Annotated in this window: 8 protein-coding genes; 4 read left to right on the top strand and 4 right to left on the bottom strand. The window is 44.6% G+C overall.

All coding sequences use genetic code 11. From position 1 onward, the window contains the following. Positions 1-68 precede the first annotated feature (68 nt). A complete protein-coding gene (locus F6K37_RS26450) occupies positions 69-1,787 on the top strand; it encodes an ABC-F family ATP-binding cassette domain-containing protein (protein WP_008190851.1) in 1,719 nt (572 codons plus the stop codon). Between the two features lie 86 nt (positions 1,788-1,873). On the opposite strand, the gene F6K37_RS26445 is transcribed toward F6K37_RS26450, so the two are convergent. Together F6K37_RS26445 and F6K37_RS26440 are read right to left on the bottom strand one after the other, a co-directional pair. Beyond that, positions 1,874-2,821 (bottom strand): circadian clock KaiB family protein, encoded by a 948-nt coding sequence (locus tag F6K37_RS26445; protein WP_008190849.1) that lies wholly within the window; start codon positions 2,819-2,821, stop codon positions 1,874-1,876. Positions 2,822-3,076: 255 nt separating this feature from the next. After that, positions 3,077-4,402, bottom strand: coding sequence for a type IV pilus twitching motility protein PilT (locus F6K37_RS26440; protein WP_287253309.1), 1,326 nt, complete (start codon positions 4,400-4,402; stop codon positions 3,077-3,079). A gap of 78 nt (positions 4,403-4,480) precedes the next feature. Between F6K37_RS26440 and F6K37_RS26435 the strand changes: the two genes are divergently transcribed. Next, a complete protein-coding gene (locus F6K37_RS26435) occupies positions 4,481-4,621 on the top strand; it encodes a hypothetical protein (protein WP_154659978.1) in 141 nt (46 codons plus the stop codon). An 882-nt stretch (positions 4,622-5,503) separates the two neighbouring features. Continuing rightward, positions 5,504-5,878, top strand: coding sequence for a hypothetical protein (locus F6K37_RS26430; RefSeq protein ID WP_044495632.1), 375 nt, complete (start codon positions 5,504-5,506; stop codon positions 5,876-5,878). A gap of 647 nt (positions 5,879-6,525) precedes the next feature. On the opposite strand, the gene F6K37_RS26425 is transcribed toward F6K37_RS26430, so the two are convergent. Then, positions 6,526-6,744: a restriction endonuclease gene (locus F6K37_RS26425; protein WP_287253305.1), complete on the bottom strand. Its 219-nt coding sequence runs from the start codon at positions 6,742-6,744 to the stop codon at positions 6,526-6,528. 6 nt (positions 6,745-6,750) lie between these two features. After that, on the bottom strand, positions 6,751-6,930 hold the full coding sequence (locus tag F6K37_RS26420; RefSeq protein ID WP_287253303.1) for a hypothetical protein: 180 nt from the start codon (positions 6,928-6,930) through the stop codon (positions 6,751-6,753). 735 nt (positions 6,931-7,665) lie between these two features. Here F6K37_RS26420 and F6K37_RS26415 point away from each other — a divergent pair. Beyond that, positions 7,666-8,025, top strand: coding sequence for a hypothetical protein (locus tag F6K37_RS26415; RefSeq protein ID WP_008190837.1), 360 nt, complete (start codon positions 7,666-7,668; stop codon positions 8,023-8,025). Positions 8,026-8,184 lie beyond the last annotated feature (159 nt).

Genomic DNA, 8,184 nt, shown 5'->3' with positions numbered 1-8,184 from the left:
TCAACCCGACAGCAACTTGGGATCAGGAATAAAAGTCCCCAGCTAAAATTTTCCTTGGAGACATCTTAATGCTGCGACTCGAACAAATTAGTAAAGTATACCCCACTGGCGAAGTTCTAAAGGATGTCAACTGGGAAGTTAAACCAGGCGATCGCATTGGCTTAGTTGGCGTCAATGGTGCCGGGAAATCTACCCAACTGAAAATTATTGCTGGAGAGATGGAACCCACCAGCGGCGTTGTTATCCGTCCTGCCAGTCTTCATATCGCTTACCTCACCCAAGAATTTGAAGTAGACCCAACCCGCACGGTCTCAGCAGAATTCTGGACGGTATTTAAGGAAGCTAACCACGTACACTCCGAAATGCTACAAGTCCAAAACGCCATGGAAATGGCTGATGAAGCAGAATTGGAAGGGCTGATTAGAAAACTAGATAGGTTGCAGCGCCAATTTGAAGCCCTCGATGGTTATGGCTTACAAGCAAAAATTGACAAGATCTTGCCGGAGATGGGATTTGAGCCAGAGGATAGCGATCGCTTAGTGAGTGCTTTCAGTGGTGGCTGGCAAATGCGCATGAGTTTAGGCAAAATCCTGCTCCAGAAGCCAGACGTCCTACTAATGGACGAGCCGACTAACCATCTTGACTTGGAAACCATCGAATGGTTAGAAAAGTATCTCAAGGGTCTGAAGACCCCAATGGTAATAGTATCTCACGACCGGGAGTTTCTTGACCGCCTCTGTACCCAAATTGTAGAAACCGAACGGGGTGTCTCGACTACCTACCTAGGCAATTACTCAGCTTATCTCCAGCAGAAAGCCGAGATGCAGGCAGCTCAACTGAGTAGCTACGAGCGTCAACAAAAGGAAATAGAAAAGCAGCAAGCCTTTATTGAGCGTTTCCGTGCTAGTGCAACCCGGTCTACCCAAGCCAAAAGCCGAGAGAAACAATTAGAAAAAACTGAACGGATAGAAGCCCCAACTGCTAATCTCAAAACTCTCAAATTCCAATTCCCTCCTGCCCCTCGTAGTGGTTTTGAGGTAGTCAAAATCAAGGATTTAGTCCATGACTATGATGACAAGATTTTATTTCTGGGAGCAGACTTGTTGATTGAACGGGGCGATCGCATTGCCTTCATCGGTCCCAATGGTTGCGGTAAATCCACCTTACTCCGGATGATCATGGGAATGGAAAAGCCAACAGAAGGGATAGTAGGACTGGGCAAACACAATGTGATTCCTGGTTACTTTGAGCAGAATCAAGCAGAAGCCCTAGAATTGAGCAAAACGGTCATGGAAACCATCCATGATGAAGTCCCAGACTGGAAAAATCAGGAAGTGCGTACCCTATTGGGACGGTTTCTGTTTACTGGGGACACGGTATATAAAAAGGTTGAGTCCCTTAGTGGAGGCGAAAAAGCCCGCCTGGCCTTAGCCAAAATGCTCCTTTGTCCTGCTAATTTACTAATTCTGGATGAGCCGACTAATCACCTGGATATCCCAGCCAAAGAAATGTTGGAGGAAGCACTCGGTACCTATGATGGTACAGTAATTATTGTTTCCCACGACCGCTATTTTATCTCGAAAGTGGCCAAAAAAATAGTGGAAATCCGGGATGGCGAATTCTGTACCTATCTGGGAGATTACCACTACTATCTTGAAAAGATTGCCCAGGAAAAAGAAGAAGCTCGGTTAAAAGCGATCGCTGCGGCCAAAGCGGCTAAAAAAGCGGCAAATGCTAGCAAAAAGACTAAAAAGACCAAAAAGAAAGCTGCTGCTAAACAAAAGTAACAACAAAAGTAACATATAGCAGTTTTCAATACCCAATTGAGAACTGCTATATTACCTATTACCGATTAAAATTACCGATTAAAAGCTTATTGCTTAAGTGCTGAGGAGTCAACTATATTGCTGGTTAATCTCTGCAATACCTGATCAATATCGTTCAAATCACCGACAATCCGCCGGACAGGCTCGGGCCATACTCTGAGTAGTGTCGGTGTAGCTGAGATCTGATCACTTTCTGCGAGTTCTGGGTGCTTGAAAACATCAATAATTTTTAGGGTATAGGGATGACCTAAATGATTCTCTAACAACTGGTATAGACTCTTGAGAGTATACTCAGTTTCTGTACTATGTCCGCAAACGAACAAACGCAGGACATAGCTATGGGTAGGTTGTGCCTGGGAGTGAGACACATCAGGCAGGGACATCCTGGATAAAGAATCAGGTTTGGTGACATCGGTGACAGTCAGTGAGTCTGTACTATCAGTGGCAGACTTAGATAAACCCGGCAGCTTTTCAATAGCTCTCAAATGCTGCTGAGGTGACCATCTCCCAGAGTTTTGATTAGTAACCCTTTCTGGCAAAACCTCTTCTGTATCGTAGTAGGATAATGGCTCTGGGCGGTCAATGCGCAGGATCAAGTCGTGGTTTTCCCAAAGTTGGGGAAACTGATTGCGATAAGTTTCTAGCACCGCCGGGTCACAGGACTCTTCCTCCCAAGGGGCTACTTGCCAAATCAGGTTGTCAGTGCCAAATACGGCATTTAACAATGCCTGATGATGTTGCACCAACCAATGAATTTCTGCTGACATGCGCAACTGATTGGTTTGAGGGTCAATCCACCGATCAATGGTAGCAGTATATCCGGGGACTAAAAAATGAGGTGGCTCTGGTAACCCCAGTATTTCCTGTAAACTCGCACACAGATGCAGGTGCCAGTGACTCTGCTTATTAAAGTCAATGCTATACACTAGATCTTCCCCTGGTGTAAATATAGCAATACCTTTAAACAGTTGGGGCGAGGGGGTTTCATCCAGCATATGCTAGTACTATGTCAATTTAGTTTTGATGGTCAAGGTGTTACGGTAATGGTGTGATATCATGTCCGTTTGAATACTTACACTTTGGTAAATCGAAGGCAGAGGGCAGAAGGCAGCTTTGCTGAAGGAAAGGAGTAAGGTTTGAAGGGAGAAGGTTTTTCATCACTAATTATCCGGACATGATATTAGGGGTTAGGTTTTAGGGGTTAAGTCAGTATCCCTAATTCCTAATCCCTATACAAGCCTGCCTAATCCCTAAATCCGACCGCGCAACATCATTGCAATCTCGTTGGGAGTGGGTGACTTTTCCAAGGCAGTTTCCTCAGTAATACGCCCCTCTTGGTAAAGAGCGAACAAGGATTTATTTACGGTAACCATACCGTCAAATTCACTGTCCGCCATCAGTTGTTCAATTTCTTCGTATTTGCCCTTGAGGATGTAATCCTTAATGGATTCAGTATTAATCAGGATGTCATGAAAAGCAGCACGCTTGCCATCGGTAGTACGGCACAACCCTTGGGAAATGACTCCTACTAGGGCTTCTGATATGGACACCCGCATGGGAGCCTGTTCTTCTGGATTGTAGAGATTGAGAATCCGCTCAATGGTTTTCACGGCACTGTTGGTATGCAAAGTACCCATGACCAAGTGACCAGTTTGAGCAGCTTTCAGAGCTGTATTGACTGTTTCTCGATCTCGCATTTCCCCAATCAGAATCACATCGGGGTCTTCCCGCAAAGCGGCTTTCAACGCCCGGTCAAATTTACGGGTATGCATTCCTACTTCCCGCTGTTTAACCAGAGATTTTCGACTTTGGTGGATAAATTCAATGGGGTCTTCAATGGTAATTATATGCCGCGCCATCTCTTTGTTCATATAGTCTATCATTGCGGCCATGCTGGTAGATTTTCCGGAACCTGTGGGACCGGTGACCAAAATGAGACCTTTATGGTAATGACAGACATCTTTCAGGATTGGTGGCAACCGCAACTGCTCAAGGGTCAATATCTTCAGGGGAATAATCCGCAAGACCATGGCAGGACCAAGAAGGCTATCGAAGACATTAATCCTTACCCGACTAAACTCGTACTGAGTTGCCCCATCAAATTCCAACTCTTCTCTAAAGCGCCGGATTTCTTCATCAGTCATTACTTCCTTGAGCCAACAGTTAAATGTTGCGTGATCGGTGAGTGGATATTCGGTTGGCTCCATTTCACCGCGACTCCGGAAACGGGGAGTTTCACCAACACCTAGATGAATATCAGACACTCCTTTCTCAAAGGCCTCACGGACAATGCTTTCTAAGCTTGACTGTCCAGGAGGCAGACCGATGCTACGGGGTGTCTGCTGGTGCTGATTGGCGGATGGTTTTGCTTGGACGTTAGTGGCTGAATTCTGAGCTGCTGTGGCCACAGGCCGAGGGCGTGAGGCTACTGCGGCACCGGCTTGACTGCTTCTTGGAGCCATGGCTCTTGGTTGTGCAGGTCTCGATTGATTGGCTTGAGCAGATACTGGTCTAGACGCTATATTCGAAGGCGGTGGTGCTGGTGCAATCCGGGGTGAACGCTGTGGGTCTGTCATCTTTCAACTACCAACTACAGTTGGGCTACGAGAATTTATTTTACAAACTCTTACATTAAGTTTTCCCAACAGTTAGGGTTGAGTATAACTTATAACAGTTCTACCTTAGGTAAGGGATTTTCGTCCTGGGTTAATGGGAGTCGGGAGTCGGGAGCGGTGCGACCCGTGGCGAATTTAATTACGGGTCAAGCGCACCGAGGGAGTCGGGAGTCGGGGTAAGAAAATTGAGTGTACCTGATAAGTATGAGAAACGCTATAGACCAATTTCATTTCTTCGAGCTATAAATGGTGAGGAGGTGATGTGTTTATAGGACTATGTATGTTTTGAAATTCGTCAGCTGTCACCATCTAATTGTTTGTTATTGTTTGTGATTGTTTCTTTTTGAGTAAGCAGGAAAAGCTCTAAAACCCTCTCCCCTGCTCAAGACCAGATTTAAGATCACCTTGAGGGCGGGGCGCAAGCCGTCAGGGCGCAAGCAAAGGGCCCCATTGATTCAAAGCACCCCTAAGATTAGGGTTGAGCAAGGGACGGGGGGGAAAGTCCTAATCACAAATACCTAATATGAGTAATTATCCTTAATTATCAGTAATTATGCTTAATATTAGAAAACTATTCAATTTGGATAAAAAATATTAAGCAAAGTATAATAAATGTTAAGCAAATCGGAGTCAACCCCTCACCCATCCTGATCCGATTCGGTGACCCTAGTTCCCTTTCTTGTTCTTGCGACTCTATAACTTATCTCTATAACTGATTCGGTCTATATAACTCTAACTATAACCCTATAACTGATTGGGTCTATATCTTCGGTCCATGTATCAGCGATCAAAAATTGCTTCATCTGTCTAATGGTAGATTATGGGTCTGTCTTAAGATAACCAATAATTTCCGGCTTTTAACGATTGTAACAATTTTGATACATAGGTCGGACGAGTTGACTGTAAACTTTTTTGACAAAAGGTTCATCTTCATCAAAATTTTACCTATACTGAAACTCACCTAGAAAATTTCCAATCAAAGAATTTACTCAAAGACAGACCCTGTCAATGAATGACAGACACTGTCAATTCATTTTTTTAATGATTACTGGAGAAAACACCATGGCATTAACCACAAGTCAAAGCTTGACACAAACTGATTCATTAGCAGTGGTCAAAAGCTTTTTAATTTGGGCATTTACCTTGGCAGTTTGCTTACTGGTTGTCGGTTTTCCGTTGATTGTATTGATGGTGACCACCGGCGCTCTGTTAGCGATCGCTCTACAATCGATTCTGCCGGTTAGTGCTGTATTACTAGTAGCAGGTAGTATGATTGGAGTAAATGTTTTAGCAGTGATATTAGGTGCAGGAGTCTTAACCTTTAAGGGGGTTCATCCTCAGGAAGTTCGTTGGTTAAATTGGCTACATGGCGAGCCTGATCTGATCCAGACTCCCGTTTATGCGGCTTGCCCCCTCACCTGTAACATTATCAGGTAACATGATCAGATAGTCACATAGAAGGTTTGTGAGCTGACCCAAGTCTCGGAATGTTAATAATTGATGACCTTCTAGGATCTCAAAAAAGGTTAGTAAACAGCTAGAGAAAATGTCGCAGAGTCTACCAAAAACTCTTATTATTTGTTAGACTTAAATTAGGGTAACACCGACAGGGATTATTATGTAACTTAAATTAAAGCCGAAAACCAAGGTAGAATAGTTGCGCTGTAATCCCGGTGGAACGAACTTTTTTGACATTTTTATGGCGCTCGTGGGATATTCCTGAGGGCTTTGGGAGATACCCCCTGGATGCGATTGGATCTTGCCTTGGCGGGCTTTGGTCTATATTGGTAGACTTTGGTAGCTAAAAAGTATCGGTCAGCACCCTGCCCGTTCATAGACGGGGCTTCCAAACATTCCACGATTTTTTTGAAAAATAAAGCCAAGCTTTGGTAAGTTGATTGGTTTTTCAGCAATTTTCCCGGTCTTGACCGGGTTTTTTGATGAGAACATTCAAGAGTATCCTACGAAGGTTTAAGGTTGCAGGTTGAAGGTTGCAGGTTGCAGGTTGCAGGTTGCAGGTTGAAGGTTGAAGGTTGGTTGACGGTTGCAGGTTGAAGGTTGAAGGTTGGTTGACGGTTGCAGGTTTAAGGTTGCAGGTTGAAGGTTGCAGGTTGCAGGTTGCAGGTTGCAGGTTGAAGGTTGAAGGTTGGTTGACGGTTGCAGGTTGAAGGTTGAAGGTTGGTTGACGGTTGCAGGTTGCAGGTTGAAGGTTGGTTGACGGTTGCAGGTTGCAGGTTGCAGGTTGTTCGCCTTTGGCGTTCGGTGTAGGGTAGGTTGTTCCCGTAGCGTGGCCGAAAGGCCAAGGTTGGTTAACGGTTGCAGGTTGCAGGTTGTTCGCCTTTGGCGTTCGGTGTAGGGTAGGTTGCAGGTTGAAGGTTGGTTGAAGGTTGGGTGAAGGTTGGGTGAAGGTTGGGTGAAGGTTGCAGGTTGAAGGTTAGTCGAAGGTTGGTCAAAGGTTGGTCAAAGGTTAACGGTTGCTTCGCTACCAATTACCCATCTCCTCATCTCCTCATCTGGCCAGATGGCCAGATGGCCAGATGGCCAGATGGGGGAGATTTTTATTGGGTGCATCTCATATTTGTAAAAAAGATCGGAAGTGTGGGAAGTGTGGGGCCCGGGCGCGGGGAGTGTGAGGAGTGTGGGAATTTTCGCCCGAATTTTTGCCTAATTGCAAAAGTGATGCAGCTTCGGAACAGGGGAGGCAGCGCCGCCAAAGGGGGTTCCCCCCACTCGCGCTTTGCCGTGGTTTCCCCCACTCGCGCTTTGCATCAAGACACTGAGATGCACCCTTTTTATTAAGGGTAATTATCCCGACATAATATAACAATCAATTTCAGTACTTAAAAAATCAAATATTATCACTGTTCCCTGTTTCCTCCCTTGATAAGTAAATTTTTAACTTGGGGCAATCACTAAGTTTATACTGCCATGATCCAGATTTAAGCTACTAGCTAAAAAAACTACCATTCTAATCGTTATATTTTAAATAATTATTAACTTTTATGTAAATTACCTTGATTTTTTTGATTTTATTGTTGACAAGAATAGTAGCCATTGGTTATACTATAATCATTGGAAAAAGAGCCGCGATCATCGGCCACCAACCTGGAAGCGCGGCTCTCCCCCCCAAGTTAAATGGAGGTAACTCTATCATGCCAAAAAAACGATTCGTTTATCATCCCATCGATTATCACGAAGCTTTCGCATAGCGTGTGCGTAGCACAATGGAGCGCCTGGAACAGCTTGCACAACAGAGGGAGTTAAAGGGCGAGTATTCCTATCCCTATCCCATTACCGAGCGCGAGCAAATCTTGATCCGACTTTACAGTTACTCCGAATTGGGTATGACACCGCAACGGTTTTACAATAAGTGGGACTTGAGTCGGGAAGATATGGCTTTAATCTGCTCTTGTTCCGTTCACACCGTTAACGGCTGGTTTAACACCAGTCGTCGCTGTTACCCTCCCACTCCTGGTCACTTGCGCCATCTGGCCATTATGGATCTCTTGTTGGAGGATTTCGAGACAATTCCTAAACCGTTATTGGAGCGATTGTTGTCGAAGGGTCTTGAAGGCAGAATGTAGAATTAAGAATGTAGAATTAAGAATGTAGAAGGTAGAATGTAGAATTAAGAATGTAGAATTAAGAATGTAGAATTAAGAATGTAGAATTAAGAATGTAGAATTAAACACCTACACAGAATTAATTACCTACTCTCAATTTCTGTAATCCTGACATTGTAA

Origin of the sequence: Moorena sp. SIO4E2 (assembly GCF_010671945.1) — a bacterium.
GTDB lineage: Bacteria > Cyanobacteriota > Cyanobacteriia > Cyanobacteriales > Coleofasciculaceae > Moorena > Moorena producens.
Note: the sequence above shows the minus strand (reverse complement) of the source record. Positions and strands in the feature narration are given on the sequence as shown.

Coding starts and splice junctions, on each gene's coding strand:
- F6K37_RS26450 (WP_008190851.1), top strand. CDS start 69: ATGCTGCGACTCGAACAAATTAGTAAAGTATACCCCACTGGCGAAGTT.
- F6K37_RS26445 (WP_008190849.1), bottom strand. CDS start 2,821: ATGCTGGATGAAACCCCCTCGCCCCAACTGTTTAAAGGTATTGCTATA.
- F6K37_RS26440 (WP_287253309.1), bottom strand. CDS start 4,402: ATGACAGACCCACAGCGTTCACCCCGGATTGCACCAGCACCACCGCCT.
- F6K37_RS26430 (WP_044495632.1), top strand. CDS start 5,504: ATGGCATTAACCACAAGTCAAAGCTTGACACAAACTGATTCATTAGCA.
- F6K37_RS26415 (WP_008190837.1), top strand. CDS start 7,666: ATGGAGCGCCTGGAACAGCTTGCACAACAGAGGGAGTTAAAGGGCGAG.